This window comes from Blautia glucerasea, from assembly GCF_013304385.1.
Classification (GTDB): Bacteria; Bacillota; Clostridia; order Lachnospirales; family Lachnospiraceae; genus Blautia_A; species Blautia_A ammoniilytica.
The window spans coordinates 51376-72936 of record NZ_JAAITU010000001.1 but is presented as its reverse complement, the minus strand read 5'-3'; the positions used below and the strand labels follow the sequence as shown (position 1 = coordinate 72936).

20 protein-coding genes are annotated in these 21561 nt (G+C 43.9%); 6 read left to right on the top strand and 14 right to left on the bottom strand.

Going from position 1 to position 21561, the window contains the following annotated elements:
* Positions 1 to 16: 16 nt before the first annotated feature.
* The gene (locus G5B11_RS00350) at positions 17 to 691 is read right to left on the bottom strand and encodes a YkgJ family cysteine cluster protein (RefSeq protein ID WP_173726440.1); all 675 of its coding nucleotides are present in this window, start codon (positions 689 to 691) and stop codon (positions 17 to 19) included.
* 21 nt (positions 692 to 712) lie between these two features.
* The gene (locus G5B11_RS00345) at positions 713 to 2905 is read right to left on the bottom strand and encodes a DNA topoisomerase III (protein ID WP_173726439.1); all 2193 of its coding nucleotides are present in this window, start codon (positions 2903 to 2905) and stop codon (positions 713 to 715) included.
* A gap of 289 nt (positions 2906 to 3194) precedes the next feature.
* Here G5B11_RS00345 and G5B11_RS00340 point away from each other — a divergent pair, with 289 nt between their 5' ends.
* Positions 3195 to 4127: a diacylglycerol/lipid kinase family protein gene (locus tag G5B11_RS00340; protein WP_173726438.1), complete on the top strand. Its 933-nt coding sequence runs from the start codon at positions 3195 to 3197 to the stop codon at positions 4125 to 4127.
* Positions 4128 to 4159: 32 nt separating this feature from the next.
* Positions 4160 to 4855 carry a phosphatase PAP2 family protein gene (locus G5B11_RS00335; RefSeq protein ID WP_173726437.1) on the top strand — a complete coding sequence of 232 codons (696 nt, stop codon included), beginning with the start codon at positions 4160 to 4162 and terminating at the stop codon, positions 4853 to 4855.
* A gap of 136 nt (positions 4856 to 4991) precedes the next feature.
* On the opposite strand, the gene G5B11_RS00330 is transcribed toward G5B11_RS00335, so the two are convergent.
* The 3 genes from G5B11_RS00330 to sfsA all read right to left on the bottom strand — a co-directional run bounded on the left by G5B11_RS00330 (position 4992) and on the right by sfsA (position 7849).
* Complete coding sequence (locus G5B11_RS00330) at positions 4992 to 6008, bottom strand: glycosyltransferase family 2 protein (RefSeq protein ID WP_173726436.1); 1017 nt, start codon at positions 6006 to 6008, stop codon at positions 4992 to 4994.
* Between the two features lie 88 nt (positions 6009 to 6096).
* The gene (gene mutY, locus G5B11_RS00325) at positions 6097 to 7161 is read right to left on the bottom strand and encodes an A/G-specific adenine glycosylase (protein WP_330603017.1); all 1065 of its coding nucleotides are present in this window, start codon (positions 7159 to 7161) and stop codon (positions 6097 to 6099) included.
* Positions 7154 to 7849: a DNA/RNA nuclease SfsA gene (sfsA, locus tag G5B11_RS00320; protein ID WP_173726435.1), complete on the bottom strand. Its 696-nt coding sequence runs from the start codon at positions 7847 to 7849 to the stop codon at positions 7154 to 7156. The genes mutY and sfsA overlap by 8 nt, the downstream gene beginning before the upstream one ends.
* A 338-nt stretch (positions 7850 to 8187) precedes the next feature.
* On the opposite strand from sfsA, the gene G5B11_RS00315 reads away from it, so the two are divergent.
* Complete coding sequence (locus G5B11_RS00315) at positions 8188 to 8808, top strand: HAD family hydrolase (RefSeq protein WP_173726434.1); 621 nt, start codon at positions 8188 to 8190, stop codon at positions 8806 to 8808.
* Positions 8809 to 8826: 18 nt separating this feature from the next.
* On the opposite strand, the gene G5B11_RS00310 is transcribed toward G5B11_RS00315, so the two are convergent.
* The 7 genes from G5B11_RS00310 to G5B11_RS00280 form a co-directional block, all read right to left on the bottom strand.
* Positions 8827 to 9120 carry a DUF3784 domain-containing protein gene (locus G5B11_RS00310; RefSeq protein ID WP_158420623.1) on the bottom strand — a complete coding sequence of 98 codons (294 nt, stop codon included), beginning with the start codon at positions 9118 to 9120 and terminating at the stop codon, positions 8827 to 8829.
* A 40-nt stretch (positions 9121 to 9160) separates the two neighbouring features.
* Positions 9161 to 11041, bottom strand: a complete 1881-nt coding sequence (locus G5B11_RS00305; RefSeq protein ID WP_244092870.1) for a L,D-transpeptidase family protein — start codon at positions 11039 to 11041, stop codon at positions 9161 to 9163.
* Between the two features lie 161 nt (positions 11042 to 11202).
* Positions 11203 to 12156 carry a dipeptidase gene (locus G5B11_RS00300; RefSeq protein ID WP_173726433.1) on the bottom strand — a complete coding sequence of 318 codons (954 nt, stop codon included), beginning with the start codon at positions 12154 to 12156 and terminating at the stop codon, positions 11203 to 11205.
* Positions 12149 to 13501 (bottom strand): MATE family efflux transporter, encoded by a 1353-nt coding sequence (locus tag G5B11_RS00295; RefSeq protein ID WP_173726432.1) that lies wholly within the window; start codon positions 13499 to 13501, stop codon positions 12149 to 12151. The genes G5B11_RS00300 and G5B11_RS00295 overlap by 8 nt, the downstream gene beginning before the upstream one ends.
* A gap of 171 nt (positions 13502 to 13672) precedes the next feature.
* Positions 13673 to 15214 (bottom strand): 2,3-bisphosphoglycerate-independent phosphoglycerate mutase, encoded by a 1542-nt coding sequence (gene gpmI / locus G5B11_RS00290; protein WP_173726431.1) that lies wholly within the window; start codon positions 15212 to 15214, stop codon positions 13673 to 13675.
* 18 nt (positions 15215 to 15232) lie between these two features.
* Positions 15233 to 16528, bottom strand: a complete 1296-nt coding sequence (locus G5B11_RS00285) for a homoserine dehydrogenase (RefSeq protein ID WP_173726430.1) — start codon at positions 16526 to 16528, stop codon at positions 15233 to 15235.
* Between the two features lie 158 nt (positions 16529 to 16686).
* Positions 16687 to 16917 carry a hypothetical protein gene (locus G5B11_RS00280; RefSeq protein WP_173726429.1) on the bottom strand — a complete coding sequence of 77 codons (231 nt, stop codon included), beginning with the start codon at positions 16915 to 16917 and terminating at the stop codon, positions 16687 to 16689.
* Positions 16918 to 17028: 111 nt separating this feature from the next.
* Here G5B11_RS00280 and G5B11_RS00275 point away from each other — a divergent pair, with 111 nt between their 5' ends.
* From G5B11_RS00275 to sdaAA, 3 genes are all read left to right on the top strand, one after another.
* Complete coding sequence (locus G5B11_RS00275) at positions 17029 to 17247, top strand: helix-turn-helix domain-containing protein (protein WP_158420617.1); 219 nt, start codon at positions 17029 to 17031, stop codon at positions 17245 to 17247.
* A 338-nt stretch (positions 17248 to 17585) separates the two neighbouring features.
* Positions 17586 to 18245: an L-serine ammonia-lyase, iron-sulfur-dependent subunit beta gene (gene sdaAB / locus G5B11_RS00270; RefSeq protein ID WP_173726428.1), complete on the top strand. Its 660-nt coding sequence runs from the start codon at positions 17586 to 17588 to the stop codon at positions 18243 to 18245.
* 74 nt (positions 18246 to 18319) lie between these two features.
* Entirely contained in the window at positions 18320 to 19201 is an 882-nt protein-coding gene (gene sdaAA / locus G5B11_RS00265) for an L-serine ammonia-lyase, iron-sulfur-dependent, subunit alpha (protein ID WP_173726427.1), read from the top strand.
* Between the two features lie 149 nt (positions 19202 to 19350).
* On the opposite strand, the gene tpiA is transcribed toward sdaAA, so the two are convergent.
* A complete protein-coding gene (gene tpiA, locus G5B11_RS00260; RefSeq protein ID WP_158420614.1) occupies positions 19351 to 20103 on the bottom strand; it encodes a triose-phosphate isomerase in 753 nt (250 codons plus the stop codon).
* Between the two features lie 154 nt (positions 20104 to 20257).
* A complete protein-coding gene (locus tag G5B11_RS00255; RefSeq protein ID WP_158420613.1) occupies positions 20258 to 21451 on the bottom strand; it encodes a phosphoglycerate kinase in 1194 nt (397 codons plus the stop codon).
* Between the last annotated feature and the right edge of the window lie 110 nt (positions 21452 to 21561).

Sequence of the window (21561 nt, the reverse complement as noted above, 5' to 3'; positions counted from 1 at the left end):
TGTTTCTTTCTTCAATTTAATCATCTGCCAGTTTTAAAAGTTCCCTGCCCTTTTCCAGACGCTGATAAAATTGACTATAGAAATCCATCTGCGGATCATATGGTTTCTGATAAAAACTGTTCACCACATACAGATTCAGATTACGAATCAGATCCGGATCCTGTGCATCATACAAAACCTTCTGTACATCCAAAAGAAAATAATGCCAGTCTGCTACAAATTTTTCGTATTGTTTCAGATCAGGAGTATCAATCCATTTTTTTACTTTTATTTTGCTTCTATTAGTCTTTTTACATTCATGAATCTGAAGAAAATACTGAAAACCACCATCTTGGTAATATCGTCCCAGAGGAAACAGCCTGCAAAACCCTGGCCGTATAGGATGAATACTGCATCTGCCTTCTTTGTTCAGGAAAACACATTGCTCATCCCTTCCTGTCATCCGAAGGTGAGGCAGGATATTCCCATCTGCCACATCAAAATCCATACATATGGCAGCCAGTTCCTCACAGCTTTTCCCAAGACCGCAGCCAAGCCGATACACATCCAGAGGATCCAGTACCAGTGTATCCCCCATTCCCTGGCAGCAGTCACTGCAGCCTGTGCAATCCTGACAGTCTGCCTTTACCATGTCATTTGTTCCATATAATTTTCCGTCAGAAATCTCTTCCAGTGATACATCTCGGCGCATCTTAATTCCTATCCTTTATCCTTAATCCAGTTTCAGTCCGGCCAAAGCCTGTGCAAAACTGTTATTTACAGGCTCTTGGCTTTCTTTTTGCTGCTGGCGCATGTACTTCTGTACATCTTTTTTGTTTACGCCTGCACCTTCCTTTGCCCTCCTTGCCTGAAAAGCAGACAGCTTCTCTTTATAGCCGCACACACATACAAATGTTTCTTCTTTTCCTTTTACCAGCATTTCCATGCGCTTATGGCATTTAGGACAACGGGCATTTGTATTTCTTGAAACTGTTTCTTTGTAACCGCATTCCCTGTCCTGGCAGACCAACAGCTTTCCATTCTTTCCGGTAACTGCCAGAAGCTTCTTCCCACAACGTGGACAGTTTTTATTTGTCAGATTATCATGTCTGAAGGTTCCCTGTCCTTCTTTGATCTCGTCCACGATTTCACAGGTATACTCCCTGATTTCTTTCATAAATGTGTGCTGCTTCATCTGCCCCTTTGCAATCCTTGACAGCTTCATCTCCCAGCTGGCTGTCAGTTCCGGTTTTTTCAGATCTTCTGGAACAAGCTTAAGCAGCTGCTTTGCTTTGGATGTAAGATAAATCTCATTTCCTTTCTTTTCCATAAGGAACGCATGAAAAAGCTTCTCAATGATATCTGCCCTGGTGGCTACTGTGCCCAGTCCTCCGGTCTCACCAATGGTTTTCACAGCAGCTTTGTCTTTTGTCTGCATAAACCTTACCGGATTCTCCATGGCGGCCAGTAGAGTGGCTTCTGTAAATCTCGCCGGAGGCTTTGTCTTTCCTGATGTGATCGTCACCTGTCCTGCTTCAAATACAGTCCCCTGCTTTACCTCCGGAAGCTTTTGATCCCTGGGAGCAGTATCATCCATATCTTCCTCTTCAGAAAAACCCTCCTGATAGATTTCCTTCCAGCCCAAGCTTCTTATGATCCTGCCGCCTGCTGTAAAAATCTCACCTGCTGCCTTCCCTTCCATAGTCACCTGCTCATACAGGCTTGCAGGATATAAAACTGCCAGAAAACGCCGGACCACCAGATCATAAATCTTACGTTCTTCATTGGTCATATGATCCAGCTGTACAAACTGCTCTGTAGGTATGATGGCATGATGGTCACTTACTTTTTTGTCATCCACAAAACTGGTACTTGCCTGAATAGGCCGTGTAAGCAAAGCACCTGCCAATTTTCGGTAAGGACCTGTACCACAGGCCTTCAGTCTTTCCTTTAAAGTAGGCACGATATCCTTTCCTATATACCTGGAATCTGTTCTTGGATATGTAAGTACCTTATGATTCTCATAAAGGCGCTGCATGATATTTAACGTTTCTTTCGCAGAAAAGCCAAACTTCTGATTGGCTTCCCTTTGAAGAGTTGTTAAGTCATACAGACCTGGCGCCATTGTTTTTTTCGCCTTTTTCTCTACAGACACCACCTGAAGGGATGTATTTGCAACTTCCTTTGCCAGCTTTACAAGTCTTTCCTGTTGAAAAGAACGAAAGCTGCCACTTTTGGAATCTTTCCAGGCCCATCGGATATTACCTGCCGTCAGGGTCAGTCCATAATATTCTTTTGGTACAAATTCTTTAATTTCTTCTTCCCTTTGTGCAATCATGGCAAGCGTAGGAGTCTGAACCCGTCCACAGGACAGCTGGGCATTATACTTGCAGGTCAGTGCCCTAGTACCATTGATGCCCACCAGCCAGTCTGCCTCTGCTCTGGCTGCTGCAGCCTGATACAGATAATCGTAATCATGTCCATCCTTCAGGCTGGAAAATCCCTCTTTGATCGCTTTGTCTGTTACGGATGAGATCCACAGCCTGCGGATAGGCTTGGTACACCCTGTCTTATCAAGAATCCACCTGGCTACAAGTTCCCCCTCACGGCCTGCATCTGTGGCAATGATCACCTGGTCTACATCTTTTCGGTAAAGCTGGGTCTTCACAGCCCCGAACTGCTTGGCAGTCTGCCGGATCACCACCAGACGCATATACTCCGGAAGCATAGGCAGGGTGCCCATCTCCCACTTTTCATACTTGCGGTCATATTCCTCCGGATCTGCCAGCGTCACAAGATGTCCAAGTGCCCATGTAACAATATATCGGTCTCCCTCCAGCATCCCATTGCCCTTCTTACCGCAGTGCAAAACTCTGGCAATATCTCTGGCTACAGAGGGTTTCTCTGCAATTACTAAAGACTTCATTCTCTCACTCCCTGATCAAGCTCTCTTTTTTGCAGTATACCATATCCGCAGCTATAATTCCAGCAAGGCTTCAAAGAACGTTTTCTGTGATTTTTGCCATCTAACTTATCAGCCTCTGCAGTCACCGGGTATACTCTGTACTTTACACTTTTTTCATAAATCTAAAGAAAAAACCATTTGTAAATCAGATGTTACAATGTTATTATGATGCCAGGATCAAAAGATCTGCATCCATATGATTTTACCTATCAGTGGATAATAAAAAAGCAGTAAACACAGGGAGAGAAAAATGTATTACTTTATAGTGAACCCCAAATCCAGATCTGGCATGGGCAAGTGTATCTGGAACAACCTGCGGGCGCGGCTGCTTCAGCAGAATATTGAATTTCGCAGTTATCTTACAGAGCACGTAGGACATGCCACCACTCTTTCCAGACAAATCAGCAGTCTTGGTACTCCAGATGCTCCTGTAACACTGGTGACAGTAGGCGGAGACGGTACCATTTATGAGGTACTTACCGGAATCAGTGATCTTCGCAGTGTGATCTTCGGCTATATTCCCACCGGTTCAGGAAATGATTTCTGTAGAGGCATGGCCCTTCCCAAGGATCCGGATGCGGCCCTTACTTCCATTATCCGCCAGGATCGGATCATGAAGATGGATGTTCCCTGTATTTCTTCAGAGGGCAGTAAATACCGATTTGGTATCAGTGCCGGGATGGGATATGACGCAGCAGTATGTCAGGAGGTGCTTTCTACTCCCTTCAAAAAGATTTTCAACCGTCTGCACCTTGGCAAGCTGATCTATCTTTTTATAGCTTTAAAAAAGCTAATGTTCCTTCATCTTTTCTCCATGACGTTACATATGGATGGAGACAGGATATACCACTATGACAATGTATATTTTACTGCAGTTATGAACCAGAAATATGAAGGAGGCGGTTTTAAATTCTGTCCGGATGCCAGTCCCCAGGATGGTATGCTGGATGTGATCACAGCTGAAGGCATGAGCAAGCTGAAGCTTCTTCTGATGCTCCCTACTGCCTTTTTCGGTAAACATGTTCACGTCAAGGGCATACATATTTTCCGTTGTAAAAGCATAGATATTAATACCAGTGCCCCGGTTTCTGTGCACAAAGACGGAGAATCCGGTGGCATTTCCGATAAAATCTCCATTTTCCTTGAAAACAATTCTTTAAAAGTGATTATGCCTATGGTATAATCTCTTCGTTTAAAAGGAGTGAATAAATTTACATGATAAAATTCATTAAAAAATACAGGCATGGTCTTGTGATCGCCATTTATGCGCTTCTATATCTGATCACGTTCAATTATCTGGAGAACCGCACTGTATTCAGTTATCAATATCATGTGATCGATACTGTATTTGATAGTTACATACCATTTTGTGAGTACTTTATCGTTCCATACTTGTTATGGTTTCCATATATGATTATGACCATATGGTACTTCATCTTTAAGAACAACAACAAAAAAGAATATTATCAGCTGATTTTTAATCTAATGATGGGAATGACTATTTTTCTGATCGTATCTTATGTGTATCCCAATGTACTTCACTTAAGACCTCATGAATTTCCCAGAGATAATATTTTTACAGACCTTGTAAAGTTTATTTACAGAACAGATACACCTACTAATGTGCTTCCCAGTATCCATGTGTTTAATTCTCTAGCGATTCACATGTCCCTTTCCAATTGTCAGTCACTAAAAGATCGTAAAGGTGTCCGGATCGGTTCCCTGATCCTTACCATACTGATCATTATGTCTACCATGTTTTTGAAGCAGCATTCTGTAATCGATGTGTGCCTTGGTTCCACTCTTGCGCTTTTCGGATATCTGTTTTTCTATCCGCAAAAGACTACTGTACGTGCACACAAGAAAGTTGTTTTTGAAAGCATCAGCAAAGAAAAACACAGGAAATTCTGATTCCACAGTATGTTATAAGGGCCGCAACACCGGATCAAGAATGCCTTTGCACTCCGGGTTGCAGCCCTTTCATTATCTCTCTTATTGCCTTATCTTATGCAGGTACAGACTCTGTCTCATGTCTGTAATGCATCTCTTAGTTAAATCCGTAGAATTTCTGACACAGTTTGTAAGCTGCCACAGAGATCTTTCTTCCGCCTCTTCCCGGCAGGTTCATGAAATTCCCCATCAGGCCAAAACGCAGCCTTGAATACAGTGATCTGTTGGTATCCTTGATATATGTTAAAAGCTCTTTCTTCTTTTCCAGTGCCTCAGCTGTGCCTGAACGGATCAGCATAATAGAAGAAACAGTGGTAATAATATCCAGATAACTGATCATATACTTTCTGGTTCTTTTGTTCATGGACGTATGCTTTGTATAAGAATCCACCATCAGCTTATTTACTCTGATCTGCTGGTCGATCCTGCGGATCATTACTGTTTCATTAACAGACTGGTCATCCCGGCCTATAAAGTATCTGTAGAAATTAGTATCCACATAATACATGGTCTTCACATAGGGAAGAGGATCAAATGCAAAAATGTTATCCACATAGAAGGTATGTCTGGGAAGCTCTAATCCACAGTCAACCAGAAGCTTTGTCCTGTAGATCAGTGAATGCATCAGCAGGTACTTGCCTTTTGGCATATGCTTTACCTGATCCCAGGTAAAAACTTCTTCTGTAGGAAAGCAATGTCTATAATGCATCACTCTTTTCTTGACAGCTCCCTGCTTCTCATAAACGAAGTTACTGATCAGAAGATCTACTGTGTGGGACCCCTTGACCAATTCTTCCAGAGTATGGAGAATCTTCTCATAGGATTCACGATTCACCCAGTCATCACTGTCAACCACCTTAAAATAAAGCCCTGTAGCATTCTTAAGTCCGGTATTTACCGCTGCACCATGGCCGCCGTTCTCCTGATGAAGGGCACGTACAATAGTAGGATACTTTTCTGCATACTCATCTGCGATCTGTGCAGTCCTGTCACTAGAACCATCATCCACGACCAGGATCTCCACTTCCTCTCCCCCCAAAAGGAGAGAATTGATACATTTCTCCATATAAGCCTCTGAATTGTAGCACGGAATAGCAATACTTAATAACTTCATAAAATTCTCCTCACCTGTAACTTATGATATTTTAAGATAACTGTTCAGCGTCCTGGCAATTATGTGCAAAATACTGTCTGCCAGATCATTACGCTTCTCTCAAATATTTTAAATATGCCCCGAATGCAGACGGTATGGCATAATGTTGCTGTGTTTCCTCTCGTCCTGCAAAGAAAAAGTCCTGTGTCATTTCTCCGTCCAATGAAGCCACCTTGATCTGATAAGCTTTCATTCTCCACTCAATATGAGAAAAGATATGCTTGGAATCAGGAAGTTCACGGATGTATAAGGGATCCAACCCCAAATCTCTCACATAGGACAGGACCTGTGTTCTGCTATAGTATCCCAGCCTATTGGGAAATTCATAAAGCCCGGCCAGTAACCCTTTCCCTGGTCGCTTCCGCAGTACTGTGCAGCAGCCATCCTGGATAACCAGAACTGTCCTCTCTTCAATGGATCTTGATTTTTTCTTTGCTTTAACAGGGTATGCTTCCTGATGGCCGCTTATATATGCCCGGCAGAACTCTTTTACCGGACAAATATTACATTTAGGTGAGCCTGATGGTACACAGACCATAGCTCCAAGCTCCATCAATGCCTGATTAAAATCCCCTGGTGCCAGCACTGGAATAATGTCAGATAACTGCTTCTCGATCTCTGTACGGACTGCCGTCTTCATAATATCCTGTGGGTTTTCTGTAAGCCTTGTCACTACCCGGAGCACATTTCCATCCACAGCAGGAACAGGAATCCTGTAAGCAATGGAAGCAATTGCCCCGGCTGTATACCGGCCAATCCCTTTTAAGGATAAAAGCTTCTCAAAATCCTTTGGCAAATGCCCGTCATACTGCTCCACTATCTGAATTGCCGCCTTTTGCATATTCCTTACCCTGCTATAATATCCAAGCCCTTCCCACAGCTTCATAAGCTCTTCTTCCGGACAGATGGCAAGGCTCTGGATATCTGGCAATCTGCTGATAAATCTATTAAAATAAGGCTTTACTGCCTCAACCCTTGTCTGCTGAAGCATAATCTCAGATACCCAGGTATAATATGCATTATCTTTATCACGCCATGGTAAATTGCGCTTAACTGCATTATACCATGTAAGAAGCGGCTCCACAATTTCTTTTTTCACTGTCTGCTCACTCACTGCTCTCCTCCAAGAAAACCGGCACCTTACTGTTGATCTTCATCTCATCTGGTGTTACAATACACTCTCTTGCCAGGATCTTCACACCTGCCTGCTGTGCCTTCACAAGCGCCCTTCCGAATGCCTGGTGTGTTTTCCAGTTTGGTTCAAATCGAAGCACCTGCTCCATCTGAATCACCAGAAGAAGATAGGCCTCATATCCTTCTTCAAGACATTGGATCAGTTCCTCCACATGCTTTACCCCTCTTATGGTAGGTGCGTCAGGAAAACGTACCACACCATTTTCTTCAAGAGTAACACCTTTCACTTCTATAAATGCTTTTCTTTTTTCTGATTCTGCATAAATATCAAAACGGGAATTACCGAAAGTTTTTTCAGTTGTCACACTTACTTTTTCTGGAAAAAGTCCTCCCTCCCGTATCCACTCTGCAGCTGCCTGATTCGGTGCTGCTGAATCCATATTGATCAGTCTGTGTCCTTTATAAACACAGACCAGGTCATATGCTGTCTTCCGTGCCGGATTGTCACTTTTCTCCAGAATCACTTCTGTGCCCGGAATCAGCAATTCCTTACACCTGCCTGTATTCTTTACATGAACAGTTTCTCTTTGTCCCTGGATATCCACAATTGCAATAAAACGATTGGGTCTTTCCAGAAATATTGCTCTTACTATATGTGCGTATTTCATTTTTCTCCTATCTTCTTGTTGTTATATTTTTTCTAATGTGAAAGTTATAAAAGTCATAGTCATATTCAAGAATGCCTCGGCATTCTTGCTGCGAGGTGCGCGTCATGCAATTGCATGACATACTTCTCCTGCGCACCTCTGCAATCCTGCCGGAGGCTATATCAGCTGGGGGATTGACTCCCAGCTGATATGCCTTTTCCTAAAAGGTAGTTGCTTTTTTCTTCTGTCTCTAATAAAATGATTACAATGTCAAAAGGTCTGATCCCACCTGTGCTTGCACAAGGGTGGGAGAATAACCTTGGGACGCGCTATCTAAAAACAAGTGAGGTTACATATTCATGGATGGAATCATTTTTGATGTAGACGGAACTATCTGGGATGCTACTGAAGTGGTAGCAAGGACATGGACCCATTATGTGAAAGAACATACGCAGCTGAATACTGTGATCACAGCCCCTATGTTGAAGTCCTTATTCGGTCAGCTTCTTCCCGATATTTCAAGACAGCTTTTTCCTTCGCTTTCCCAGGAAGACCAGCTTAAGCTGATCGATATTCTATGTAAAAAGGAGCACGAAGCCCTTAAAAAGGAAGGTGCACCTGTTTACGAAAACATGGAGGAAGTACTGAAAGAATTGTCCGGCCGTTTTCCTCTTTTTATTGTAAGCAACTGCCAGGCAGGCTATATTGAGCTTGTTATGGAAAAGACAGGCTTTGCCCCAATGATCACAGACTATCTCTGCCCAGGTATCTCCGGACAGGCCAAGGCAGAAAACATTATGGCACTTGTAAAAAAGCATCATCTCCATGCCCCTGTATACGTAGGCGATACCAAAGGGGATTTTGAAGCATGCCAAAAGGCCGGTGTAGATTTTATCTTTGCCTCTTACGGCTATGGAACAGTAGAAAATCCAGACTATATCATAAAAAAACCAGCGGACCTGCTTACGATCTGCAGGTAGATCCGCTGGCGGCAGTTATTATTTCCTGCATCTGGTACGAATGTACCAGATCAGAACTGCTGAAATAACAAGAATGACTACAAAATAAATAATGGATGCTGTAAATCCCTGAAAAAGCATATTTATCCCTGTAACAGCACCATAGCAAAGCAGTCCGATCCCAGAAGCTCTCTGTAATTTTTCTTCATCATAAAGCTTCTTCCGTAAATCTGCATTTCCGCCCTTCATAAAAAAATCCCCATGTCCTGTAAGCAGCATAACTCCCACTACCAGCGACACAACAGTAATAAAAATGTCCAGTGTTTCCCCCATCGTTCTTCTCCAATCTTTTTAAATATGCATCCATTCCTGCTTAATAAAAGCAAATGATCGGTACATCATATTGAATAATATTATACAGGATCGCTGCATTGGCAGGAGGCATGTTGATACATCCGTGTGATCCTCCATAAAGATATCTGTCACCGCCAAAGTAAGGCTGCCAGGATGCATCATGAAATCCTATGCCACCGTTAAAAGGCATCCAGTAAGTAACCTGTGTCTCATATTCATAGGTGCCGTCTGGCTTCTGCTTGCCTCTTAATACATCTGGGCTCTTCTTCCAGTACAAAGTATAAATACCTTCCGGAGTCTTCCGATCCTCATACTGCATATCCCCTGAAACAATATCTGAATCAAAAATAATGCTTCCGTCCTGATAATAATACATATGCTGTCCAGACAGGTCAACCTCAATATAGGTATTGCCCAGGTCATTATAGCCGTGAGATTCTGCTCTTTTTGAATATGCAGGCTCACGGACTGTCTGAGTACCACTGCTGATCTCCTGGGTCAGCTGCTCTACTTCCTGTGCCTGGTCGATCTCCCATCCATAAACAGAGCTATATACATACACTGTCCGGCCGCTGGTAGTATGAAATTCTCTGGTAGTTCCAACTGTATCATGATCCTTTGCCAGCTGCGCCACAAAATCTGTAATATGCTGCTTAAAGGATGAATCATCTCCGCCGATCAGCTGACCTTTCTCATCTACTTCCAGCCAGTCCTTCAGGGTGCCTCCGTCCAGCGTAACCTGCTGGTCGCCAAAAGTATAGGTAATGCTTGCCTTTGTATAATTATTATATGCATCTCTGGCAGCCTGCAGATCCGGACTGTCACTGGTAACTGCTGCCTGAACATACACCTCCGGATCACTTCCCAGATCCACAGTAGTCTGGCTGCCTGCCACTGCCGCATCAAGTACCTTGTAAGCTTCCTTTACTTTCAGTTCACTACCCTGTGTCTCAGGAACGATCTGAAATTCACTGCCGTTTAAAGCAACATATGCATTTTCCGGCTTTACTTGATTCTCTTCTTTTGCACAGCTTAATGCCTTCACCTGATTCTGCAGCAAAGTCTTATCATAGGTGGCATTTTCTTTGGTGGTATAGCTTCTGGTTTCAAAAAAACCACGGATCCACTCATACGGCTTCTGGCTTTTTAAAAGCACCAGTATCTCACCATCTGATGCATACTGATAATTAATACTGCTTCCTGAAATACTCTCAGGCTCCTGGTCTCTCGCCAGGACCTGAATAGAATAGTTCTCTACCTGCCCTGCAATGGCCTGCTCCACCTCATAGGCTGTCTTGCCCGAGCAATCCAAACCATTGATCTGTGTTCCACGAAAAAAATGGTTGGAATAGTAGTATGATACAGCTGCATAAGCACAGCCTGCAGACACAATCATCATTGCAGCTACTATCCCTGTAACCTTCAGACCTTTATGCTTTTTCTTATGCTTACGGGGAACTATTGCTGAATCCAAATCCTCATCTGTGATGGGCACATATGCGATTTTCTTTGGACGGGCAGACCTTCTGGATGAAGATTCCTGCACACGCTTCCGGGAAGGCTGCTTCTTTTCTTCCTTATGCCCAGGAACATCCTCTTCATACTCATCCTCGTACTCCGGGTCTTCCTCTTCATGCTCGTCCTCGTACTCCGGGTCTTCCTCTTCATACTCGTCCTCGTACTCCGGATCTTCCTCTTCATACTCGTCCTCGTACTCCGGATCTTCCTCTTCATACTCGTACTCCGGATCTTCCTCCTCATACTCGTCCTCGTACTCCGAATCTTCCTCCTCATACTCATCTTCGTACTCTTCGTCTGTTGTGATCGGATCCATTGCTTCATTAATCCTGTCTTCAATGGATGGCTGGCTTTCCCCGCTTCTTCTCTTTTTATTGCTCATCTATACTCTCCTCAATGGCAATCACTCTCTCATAAAATGTCACGTGCTGTTATTATAACACACTTTCTCTTTTTATGTGACTTAAACTATAACTTTATTTTATCCTTACCTATCCATTTTATCCTTTAGTCAGTTCGTTTTTGTAATCTCTCTTTACCGCTTTACAGAATATCTTTCATAACACGCAATGCATTTCCCTGCCACATTTTATCAATCACCCGCTCTGGCATTTTGTGCTGGAGAAGAGCTTCTCGAAGCTTGTACAATTCATCACAGCTTTTGATCTGCAGCTTTCCCTCTATGCCATCAAAATCCGTTCCCAAAGCCAGCACATCTTCGCCACCTACCTGATAAATATGTCGGATATGCTGAAGCATATGGGCTATACTGCTTTTCCCGTCTGTTCCCAGAAAATCCGGGCAAAAGTTCAGGCCGATCACGCCACCTTTTTCAGCAATCGCTGTGATCATACTATCTGTAAGATTACGTGGATGAACAGTAATGGATCTTGCATTACTGTGAGATGCAATAAAAGGCTTCTGAGTATGCTTTGCCACATCCCAGAATCCACCATCAGACAAATGCGAAACATCCACAATGATGCCTAAGCGGTTCATTTCTTCCAGTGCCTGAAATCCAAAGCTTTTCAGACCGCTGGCCATCACTCCTGGATCATTGGAATTAGGATATCCGATCTCATTCTCATAATTCCAGGTCAGTGTGATCAGGCGAATCCCTCTGTTGTAAAAATGCTGCAGTTTTTCCAAACTGTTTCCTACAGGAGTCCCATCCTCCATTGTTAAAAGTGCCCCTGTTTTGCCAGTGTCCATACACTGCCGGATATCCTCACATTTTTTTACAAAAATAACTTTATCATGGCACAGTCTGAGATTTTTCTCAAATACATCGATCATATGATTAGCAGTTACATATGCCTTTTCATCCCGCCTGGTGGTTCCATATTTACCTACATCAAAAAAAGTAGAAAAACACTGTATCAGTGCTCCTGCCTTCTCAAGCCGTTCCACATCCACACTGTATGGATTATGCATCAGATCTCCCCTGTGAAAAACCGATGCCAGTTTTGATACTGTATCACAATGTAAATCAATCATTTGTTGTTCTCCCAAGTTTTCTTTCTGTATCTTTGATCACATAAAAATACATAGTGATCAGAAGTATAGTTGCCACTATCCAGGCTGCCGGGCTTGCAAGACAGGCTCCTGCGTAGCTCTTCTTATGCGCAGCCACCACAGCTGTCACACCTCTGCCCACAAGCTCTGCCACACCGGACATCATAGGCAGAAGGCCATATCCCATACCCTGGATCCCGTTTCGAAGCACATTTACAAAATGCAGAGGAATCGTGAAAAATCCCACATATTTTACATATGTATCCACCATAGGCAGTACAGAATCGATATTATCTGAAATGAAAAGATATGCAAAATATTTCCCCCAGAAGATCAATATTGCACCGGTAATAATGGCATAGGACACTCCTATGATATTGGCACTGCGAAAACCTTCCCGCACTCTTTGCACATTTCCTGCTCCTACATTCTGTGCATTATAAGTAGCCATTGCTGTGCCCAGGGCCACATATGCCTGTGAAAATATATTTTCCACTTTCTGCCCGGCTGTAAATGCAGCAACTGCATAGGCTCCCAAGATATTCAATGCACTTTGCACCATCATTGCCCCAATGGCTGTAATGGAATACTGAAGCCCCATGGGAATCCCTACGCTGATCTGATTCTTTGCCAGATAGGGACGGTATTTCCAATCATCCCTGGAAAGATGCAGTTCCGGCACTGCCTTTATAATATAAAGCAGACACAGAAAACCAGAAACGCCCTGTGACACCACCGTAGCCCAGGCTGCTCCTGCTGCCCCCATATGAAATACCACAATAAAAACAAGATCCAGCACAATATTTAAAAGTGCTGCCAGGATCAGGAAATATAAAGGTGTTTTACTGTTGCCTAGTGCTCTCAGGATACTTGCCAGAATATTGTACAGCACCTGTGCAAAAATCCCACCGCAAATGATCATGATATACGCATAGGCATCTTTGAAAATATCTGCCGGCGTATTCATAAACTTTAAAAGACTGTGCATTCCAGCCATACTCACAGCTGTCATAATTACAGATACAACAATAGACAAAAGTGCAGCATTTCCTACTGTCTGACGCATTTCATCCATTTTCCCTGCACCGAATTTCTGTGCTGTAAGAACCGTAAAGCCTGCGGTAAGGCCAGTCAGAAATCCAAGAATCAAAAACATGATAGTCCCTGTGGAACCAACCGCTGCCAACGCCTTCGTGCCCACGAACTTTCCTACAATGATAGCATCTACCATGTTGTAGAACTGCTGAAATACATTTCCGATAAACACTGGAATGGTAAAATCCAGTAAGATTTTCATCGGCTTCCCTGCAGTCATATCTGTCCGCATGTTTACTCCTCCTTATACAGACATTTGTCCAAAACCGTATATTTTGCTGTGTTTCCATAATAGCAGAGAGATTATAGCAAAAAGCCCCTGCTTCCGCAAGGGCTTTTTCGCGTATTTTCAGTATGATCTTTTCGTAATTTTTGTGAATTATGTGTATGATAAAATCCCGGATTATTTCTGGACCAGAAGAGATTTTCCTGTCATTTCTTCCGGCTGTTCCATACCCATCAGCTGAATCAGAGTCGGTACAATATCTGCCAGGCATCCATTCTCTCTTAATGTGTACTTAGGATCAGCATTTACAAGGATAAACGGAACCGGATTGGTTGTATGAGCGGTAAATGGCTCACCTGTCTCATAGTCGATCAGCTGCTCTGCATTACCATGGTCAGCACAGATAAACATCTGGCCGCCAACTTCCTTCACTGCTTCCACTGCTTTTCCAACGCAGGCATCTACTGTCTCCACAGCCTTGATCGCAGCTGCCTCAACACCTGTATGACCTACCATATCCGGATTAGCAAAGTTGATGATGATCACATCATACTTCTGTGAACGGATAGCATCTACCAGTTTATCGCATACCTCAGGTGCGCTCATCTCAGGCTGCATATCATAAGTAGGAACCTTAGGTGATTTTACAAGGATCCTGTCCTCACCTTTATTCGGCTCTTCCACACCACCGTTAAAGAAAAAGGTAACGTGTGCATACTTCTCAGTCTCAGCAATACGAGCCTGTGTCATATTATGAGCTGCAAGATATTCACCAAAGGTATTGTGAAGTGCTACCTTATGGAAAGCTACCAGCTTGTTGGGAATGGTATCATCATAATCTGTAAAGCATACATAAGTCAGATCCAGTCTCTTCTCACGTTCAAAGCCTGTAAAATCATCTGAACAGAAGGCTCTTGTGATCTCACGTGCACGGTCTGGACGGAAGTTAAAGAATACTACAGAATCTTTATCAGAAACAACGGCTACCGGCTGTCCATCTTTCTTGATCACTGTAGGAAGAACAAACTCATCTGTTTTCCCATTATCGTAGGAAGCCTGTACTGCCTGTGCAGCATCTGTGCCTTCTACGCCTTCGCCCTTTGTAAGAGCCTTGTAAGCCAATTCCACACGATCCCAGCGATTGTCACGGTCCATTGCATAGTAACGTCCGGATACAACACCAATCTGGCCTACACCGATCTCATCCATCTTCTTCTGAAGCTCTTCAATATATCCTTTTCCTGATGCAGGCGGTGTATCACGGCCATCAAGGAAGCAGTGTACATAAACCTTTTTCAGGCCTTCTCTTTTGGCCATTTCCAGAAGTCCGAACAGATGTGTGATATGGCTGTGCACACCACCATCAGAAAGAAGTCCCATAAAATGAATGGCAGAATCATTGTCTTTTGCATTTTTCATGGCTGCAAGCAGTGCTTCGTTCTTAAAAAAGTCACCATCCTGGATCTCTTTTGTGATCCTTGTAAGCTCCTGATATACAATACGGCCTGCGCCCATATTCATATGTCCGACCTCAGAGTTACCCATCTGTCCTTCCGGAAGACCTACTGCCAGTCCGCTGGCATTTCCTTTGACAAATGGACACTGGGCCATCAGCTTATCCATCACCGGAGTAGCAGCCTCATATACTGCATTTCCGTCATGTCTTTCATTTAATCCATAACCATCAAGAATCATTAATACGGTTGGTTTTTTACTCATAATTTCTCCTTTCGCATATCAATTTCCATATACACGGATCGTCTTTGAGATCCGTTTCACAGAAGCACGGTTAGATAATTCCTGGATAGCTGTCTTGAAATCGCCCTCCCGTACTTTTGCAGTGATCACAACTACTTCTGCACAGTCATCATCCTTACGTTCTTTCTGAATGATCTGCGCAACACTTACATGATATTTTGCAAAAACCTCTGTCATCTCAGCCAGCACACCACACTTGTCTTCCACATGGAGTCTGAGGAAATACCGGTTATAGGTGCTTTCCATTTTTTTCACCGGAAGCTGCTTATAGCAGGTACATCCGATCCGTCCGCAGCATCCGGCCAGGATATTGCGTACGATCTCAAAAATATCCCCCACAACAGCACTTGCTGTAGGCATTTCTCCAGCGCCCCGTCCAAAGAACATAGCATCCTCCACAGCATCTCCATGAACAAATACTGCATTATAGGAATCATTTACTGTAGCCAGCGGATGAGTACTTGGGATCAGCATAGGGCATACATAAGCTTCGATCCCTCCCTCTGTATTCCTCGCTACGCCAAGAAGCTTAATGTCACAGCCCATCTCTTTTGCATAACGGATATCCTTTGCAGAAATCTTGGTAATTCCTTCAATATATACATCATCAAACACAACTCTGGAATTAAATGCAACAGAAGCAAGAATTGCCACCTTCCGTCCTGCATCCAGTCCGTCAATATCTGCGGTAGGATCTGCCTCTGCATACCCAAGCTCTGTAGCAAGGGCAAGTGCATCCTTAAACTCCATGCCATCCTGGGTCATCCTGGTGAGGATGAAGTTGGTAGTACCATTTACAATTCCCATAACCTCTGTCATATGATTGCCGGCAAGACTCTGCTTCAGCGGTCCAATGATGGGAATGCCTCCTGCTACCGCTGCTTCAAACATAAAGTCTGCTTTCGTCTCCCCTGCAGCTTCCAGAAGCTCACGTCCATGTACTGCGATCAGGTCTTTATTAGCAGTCACCACATGCTTACCAGCCTTAAGAGCATCCAGAATGTATTCTTTTGCAGGATGGATCCCGCCCATTACCTCGATCACGATCTCTATGGAAGGATCGGCAACGATTTCCTGCCAGTCATTGGTAAGAAGAGAATCATCTCCCAGCTTCCTGGCAGCCTTTTCAAGATTCCGCACAAGGATCCGGGAAATCTTCACCTTGCAGCCAAGCTTTGCTGTCATCTCTTCTTCCTGATTTTTCAATACTTTATATACACCTGTTCCAACAGTGCCCAGCCCCAAAAGGGCTGCTTTTATGACTCTTTCTTCCATCGGAGTCCCCCTTTTTGTATTCTTACTGTACACAGCGTTCTACATAAGATCCGCTGCGCTGTCTGTAAAAACACAGATGGATCTGCTGCGCCTTTAATAGTATGGCAGAAACAGGGATTTGTCAAGCATGAGAGCCTTGAAAACAGGCACTGTTCAGTTCAAACATGTTCATTTTTCTTTACTTCTTCCTCCAACTGGCGCTGCAGAAAACCAATATAGGAAAAACATCCATACACAAGAAAACAGATCCCAAAAGACAGAAGGCCGGCTTTGATCCTGTATCCCGGTTCTATGCACTCTTTTGGAAGACCAGCTGTCAAAAGAGAAAACAGCAAAAAAGAAAAAAACACAGTAACAGCCACAGCCACAATTCTTTTACATATCTTCATAAAAATCTTCCTCTTTTCCCATTAATAAGGTGGTTATATACACACTATGATTAATATGATTTTACATTGATAATTACCTTATATCAAGAACAAATTGGACGGTATGTCTATATGATAAAATATGACCGCTTATGGGAAACAATGAAAAAGCGTGGCATTTCCCAGTACGCGCTTTATACTTACTATGGGATCGACCGCTCGCTGCTGGATCGTTTCCGTAAAAATAAAAACATAGAAATCTATACTCTGGATCGTATATGCACTATCCTGGACTGCAACATTGAAGATATTGTAGAGCATGTACCGGATCCACCTTTGCAAAAGCATTAATAATACAGTTCTCTGTCTGTGTTTTTGTATGTATTTCTGTATTATTATTTGCATTTCTGTATCCTATATTCCTTTTAGTTTTGTACTCATCCATAGAGCAATATGGTCTATTTCATTCACTGCAACTCCCACCGTATTTTATCATATCCCAAAATAGTCTGATTTCATCTGTAAACAATCCTGAAATTCCTTCTTTTTTCTGAAAATAATCCTTTTTTATTTCTCAATTTATGGATATAATGAAAGTAGGACTGAACTTAATAAAAAATTGCAGCTGTTCCGTTCGTTTTGGGGATAATACCCTGAAACCGCTGCAATATGAATTGAGAGGTTATCTTATGAATGTATTTGACATTTTAGGGCCTGTTATGATCGGCCCTTCCAGTTCTCACACGGCCGGAGCCGCCAGGATCGGTCTTGTCACCCGTGCCCTTCTTGGCCAGGAACCGGTATCTGCCAACATACTTCTCCACGGGTCTTTTGCCAAAACATACAAGGGTCATGGTACAGACAAGGCGCTGGTGGCAGGCATTCTGGGTATGCAGACAGATGATGAACGGATTCGTTTTTCTCTGGATGAAGCCAGGAAACAAGGACTTGCTGTTACCATTACCACAGGCGAAATCGATGGTGCCCATCCTAACACTGCACAGATCACCCTGATGGGGAAAGACGGAAAGCAGGTATCCCTGCTTGGAAGCAGTACAGGCGGTGGAAATATTCTTGTTACAAGGATTAATGGAATGGAAGTTTCCCTTACCGGTGAAAAGACTACACTGATCATTCTGCACAAAGACGCTCCCGGTACGATTGCCGCTGTTACTGAACTGGTGGCAGGCTATGGGGTCAATATCTGTAACTTCCGGCTTTCCAGGGAATCCAAAGGCGGACAGGCCGTCATGACCATTGAAGTGGATGGCAATTTGGGGGCTGCCATCAACGAAAAGATCCAGGGGCTTCCCAATATTTATTCCAGCATTATGCTGCAGCCGATCTAATGATTGCCGCATTAAAAGTTGTGTGCTCAGGTATGGGCATCTATTGAAAATTGTAACAGGAGGTTTTCTTTCTTATGGAGCTTAACTATTCTTCTGTGTCCCAGCTGATACAGGAAGCCATCAAAAATAAAGTCACTATTTCTTCCCTGGTATTAAACCAGCAGGCACAGCAAATGGAGCTTTCCCAGCAGGAACTTTATAAGAAAATGCTGAATAATTACCAGGTAATGAAATCCTGTATCACACCAGGCTGTGCCAAAGACCTGAAAAGTACCAGTGGTCTTACAGGAGGCGACGCCTGGAAAATGAAACAATCTGTAGAAAAAAAAGAGAACCTGACCGGTTCTCTGATTGGCGGTGCACTTTACCGTGCTCTGGCGGTTTCTGAACTGAATGCTTCCATGGGACGGATCGTGGCGGCCCCTACAGCCGGAAGCTGTGGAATCCTTCCTGCTGCTGTCCTTACTATGGAAGAAGAAAAGCATCTTTCTGAAGAACAATGTGTAATGTCTCTTTTTACTGCCTCTGCCATAGGAATGGTGATCGCCAACAATGCTTCTCTGGCAGGAGCTAGAGGAGGCTGCCAGGCAGAGTGTGGTTCTGCATCTGCCATGGCCGCTGCCGCTATTGTGGAGCTTGCCGGGGGAACACCGGAAATGGTAGGTTCTGCAGTTGCCATTGCCCTGAAAAATATTCTGGGCCTTGTGTGTGATCCTGTAGCCGGTCTTGTAGAAATCCCCTGTATCAAGCGGAACGCTTCCGGAGTTACCGGTGCTTTTACAGCTGCGGAACTGGCTCTTGCAGGGATCAAAAGTGCTATTCCTGCAGACGAAGTGATCTGGAGCATGAAAAAGGTTGGTGACGTTATGCCTGCTGCCTTAAAGGAAACTGCAGAGGGTGGTCTTGCTGCCACTCCCACAGGCCGTAAACTGCATACACAGGTTTTCGGAGAATAACTCCGGGGTTTCTTTACTATTTTTACGAATATAACACTTTACAAAAACGCCCCTGTAACAGTCCAATCAGTAAAAACTACTGATCGACACTGTATATAGGGGCGTTTCATTATTTCTTATTCAGACGGCGGTTGTGAAACCGCTGGTCCTTATTTCTTGTAGTTTACGATATCTCCAAACTCTGGTTTCAGAGAAGCGCCGCCAACAAGACCACCGTCAATGTCAGCCTGTGCAAACAGTTCAGGAGCTGTCTTTGCATTTACAGATCCGCCATACTGGATACGAATCTCAGCTGCAGTAGCCTCATCATAGATCTCAGCGATGCATGCACGGATGCCAGCGCATACTTCCTGCGCCTGCTCTGTGGTAGCTGTCTTACCTGTTCCGATAGCCCAGATCGGCTCATATGCGATCACTGCAGTTTTAGCCTGCTCTGCGGTCACACCCTGGAATCCAACCTTTACCTGCTGACGGATAAAGTCCATAGTCACGCCCTGCTCTCTCTGTGTAAGAGTCTCGCCGCAGCACATGATCGGAGTGATACCGTGCTCGAATGCTTTCAGCATTTTCTTGTTTACGGTCTCACTTGTCTCAGCAAAGTATTCTCTTCTCTCAGAATGTCCAAGAACAACGTATTTAACTCCGGCATCAACCAGCATATTCGGGGAAATCTCGCCTGTGTAAGCACCTTTCTCCTCAAAATACATATTCTCAGCACCAACCTGGATGTTAGATCCTTTTGCAGCCTCAACTACAGGAAGGATATCAATTGCAGGTACGCAGAATACTACGTCTACCTCATCATTTACTACTAATGGCTTTAAAGTCTCTACTAATTTAACTGCCTCGCTGGGAGTCATGTTCATCTTCCAGTTACCGGCAATGATTTTCTTTCTTGACATTATAATTTCTCCTTTTGCTCTTGTGGAGCTTGTATTTTCGGAAGTTCGATTCACTAAATTCGAGCTGCGCCCTCGGCTTGCCCTCATTAAGTTCCTTCGAACTAAGTTCACACTAAATTCGAGCTGCGTCTTCGACTTGCTCTCATTAAGTGTTCTACTTATCGTTAGCTGCAGCAACTCCAGGAAGCTCTTTGCCTTCCAGGAACTCAAGAGATGCACCGCCACCTGTGGAGATGTGTGTCATCTTATCGCCATATCCAAGGATATTAACTGCTGCTGCGGAATCACCGCCACCGATAATGGTTGTTGCATCTGTATCAGCCAGAGCCTTTGCAACAGCCTCAGTACCATGTGCAAAGTTCGGCATTTCAAAGCATCCCATCGGTCCGTTCCAAACAACTGTCTTAGCATCTTTTACAGCATCTGCAAACAGCTTCTCTGTCTCCGGTCCGATATCCATGCCTTCCCATCCATCCGGGATCTCGCCACGCTTCACAACCTTGATATTGCAGTCATTGGAGAAAGCATCACCAATTCTGTTATCTACAGGAAGAAGAAGCTTAACGCCCTTTTCTTCTGCTTTTTTCATCATATCCAGTGCATACTGAAGATAATCATCCTCGCAAAGGGAAGTTCCGATGTGTCCGCCCATTGCTTTAGAGAATGTGTAAGACATACCACCGCCGATGATCAGGGTATCTACCTTGTCAAGAAGGTTGTTGATAACGGAAATCTTGCTGGATACCTTAGCACCGCCAAGGATTGCAACAAACGGTCTGTTCGGGTTATTTACTGCATTGCCAAGGAAATCAATCTCTTTCTGCATTAAATATCCAACAACAGCTGTATCAACATATTTGGTAACACCTACGTTAGAGCAGTGTGCTCTGTGAGCTGTACCAAATGCATCGTTAACAAACACATCGCAAAGAGATGCAAGTTCCTTGCTGAACTCGTCACCATTCTTTGTCTCTTCTGCACGATAACGTGTATTCTCAAGAAGGATCACATCTCCGTCCTTCATAGCTTCTACTGCTGCTTTTGCATTTGGTCCTACTACTTCAGGATCTGCTGCAAATTTAACTTCCTGTCCCAGAAGCTCAGAAAGGCGTACTGCAACCGGTGCAAGGGATAATTCCGGCTTTGGCTCTCCCTTCGGCTTACCCAGGTGGGAGCAAAGGATAACCTTTCCACCGTCAGCGATCAGCTTCTTGATTGTAGGAAGAGCTGCAACCAGACGGTTCTCGTCTGTGATCTTACCATCCTGAAGAGGTACATTAAAGTCGCATCTTACAAGGACTTTCTTGCCTTTTACGTTGATATCATCAACAGATTTCTTATTCAGCATCTTGTTATGCCTCCTTTTAACTTTATACAGACAAAAGGATCCGGTCCTATACAGACCGGACCCTTCTCTGAGTCTATTTGTATGCTTTACAGCACTGAAACCCTACTCTG

Bases quoted from the DNA above. Each gene is read 5' to 3' on its own strand.
- G5B11_RS00285 (WP_173726430.1), bottom strand. From the start codon at position 16,528: ATGGAAGAAAGAGTCATAAAAGCAGCCCTTTTGGGGCTGGGCACTGTT.
- G5B11_RS00275 (WP_158420617.1), top strand. From the start codon at position 17,029: ATGATAAAATATGACCGCTTATGGGAAACAATGAAAAAGCGTGGCATT.
- G5B11_RS00315 (WP_173726434.1), top strand. From the start codon at position 8,188: ATGGATGGAATCATTTTTGATGTAGACGGAACTATCTGGGATGCTACT.
- tpiA (WP_158420614.1), bottom strand. From the start codon at position 20,103: ATGTCAAGAAAGAAAATCATTGCCGGTAACTGGAAGATGAACATGACT.
- G5B11_RS00330 (WP_173726436.1), bottom strand. From the start codon at position 6,008: ATGAAGTTATTAAGTATTGCTATTCCGTGCTACAATTCAGAGGCTTAT.
- G5B11_RS00335 (WP_173726437.1), top strand. From the start codon at position 4,160: ATGATAAAATTCATTAAAAAATACAGGCATGGTCTTGTGATCGCCATT.
- G5B11_RS00345 (WP_173726439.1), bottom strand. From the start codon at position 2,905: ATGAAGTCTTTAGTAATTGCAGAGAAACCCTCTGTAGCCAGAGATATT.
- sfsA (WP_173726435.1), bottom strand. From the start codon at position 7,849: ATGAAATACGCACATATAGTAAGAGCAATATTTCTGGAAAGACCCAAT.
- G5B11_RS00340 (WP_173726438.1), top strand. From the start codon at position 3,195: ATGTATTACTTTATAGTGAACCCCAAATCCAGATCTGGCATGGGCAAG.
- G5B11_RS00310 (WP_158420623.1), bottom strand. From the start codon at position 9,120: ATGGGGGAAACACTGGACATTTTTATTACTGTTGTGTCGCTGGTAGTG.
- G5B11_RS00305 (WP_244092870.1), bottom strand. From the start codon at position 11,041: ATGAGCAATAAAAAGAGAAGAAGCGGGGAAAGCCAGCCATCCATTGAA.
- G5B11_RS00255 (WP_158420613.1), bottom strand. From the start codon at position 21,451: ATGCTGAATAAGAAATCTGTTGATGATATCAACGTAAAAGGCAAGAAA.
- G5B11_RS00300 (WP_173726433.1), bottom strand. From the start codon at position 12,156: ATGATTGATTTACATTGTGATACAGTATCAAAACTGGCATCGGTTTTT.
- sdaAA (WP_173726427.1), top strand. From the start codon at position 18,320: ATGGAGCTTAACTATTCTTCTGTGTCCCAGCTGATACAGGAAGCCATC.
- gpmI (WP_173726431.1), bottom strand. From the start codon at position 15,214: ATGAGTAAAAAACCAACCGTATTAATGATTCTTGATGGTTATGGATTA.
- G5B11_RS00280 (WP_173726429.1), bottom strand. From the start codon at position 16,917: ATGAAGATATGTAAAAGAATTGTGGCTGTGGCTGTTACTGTGTTTTTT.
- G5B11_RS00350 (WP_173726440.1), bottom strand. From the start codon at position 691: ATGCGCCGAGATGTATCACTGGAAGAGATTTCTGACGGAAAATTATAT.
- G5B11_RS00295 (WP_173726432.1), bottom strand. From the start codon at position 13,501: ATGCGGACAGATATGACTGCAGGGAAGCCGATGAAAATCTTACTGGAT.
- sdaAB (WP_173726428.1), top strand. From the start codon at position 17,586: ATGAATGTATTTGACATTTTAGGGCCTGTTATGATCGGCCCTTCCAGT.